Genomic DNA, 523 nt, shown 5'->3' with positions numbered 1-523 from the left:
GGAGCGTGCGTCGAAGGTGCAATGGGGCCTGATGATCGCGGTGTTCTGCGTGTCGTTCGTGCCCGCCCTGCTGACGCTCGACATTCCCGGCTACGAAGGCCGCAACCTGTTGCTGATCGCTTACCTGGTGATCGTGGTGCAGCTATCGGACGTGCTGCAGTACGTGTGCGGCAAGCTGTTCGGCAAACACAAGATCGCGCCCAACCTGTCGCCGTCCAAAACCGTGGAAGGCTTTGTCGGCGGGATTCTGCTGTCGTCCCTGATCGGCGCGGCGCTGTGGTGGACCACGCCGTTCAACCCGTGGCAGTCATTCCTGATCGCGCTGCTGATCAACCTGCTTGGCTTCGCTGGCGGCATCGTGATGTCGGCGATCAAGCGCGACCGGGGCGTGAAGGATTGGGGGCACATGATCGAAGGCCACGGCGGGATGCTGGACCGCCTGGATTCGGTGTGCTTTGCCGCGCCGATTTTCTTCCACCTTGTGCGCTACTGGTGGACCTGAGGAACACGCTCTCTTAAGCCC

Annotated in this window: 1 protein-coding gene; it reads left to right on the top strand. The window is 62.1% G+C overall.

What is annotated here, in order from left to right:
- Positions 1-502 (top strand): phosphatidate cytidylyltransferase (locus tag FEM54_RS33745; RefSeq protein WP_138454420.1); only part of this gene is annotated, 502 nt, incomplete at its 5' end.
- Positions 503-523 lie beyond the last annotated feature (21 nt).

Origin of the sequence: Pseudomonas edaphica (assembly GCF_005863185.1) — a bacterium.
Lineage (GTDB): Bacteria > Pseudomonadota > Gammaproteobacteria > Pseudomonadales > Pseudomonadaceae > Aquipseudomonas > Aquipseudomonas edaphica.
The sequence above is the reverse complement of the archived record's forward strand: the minus strand, read 5'-3'. Positions and strand labels throughout refer to the sequence as shown.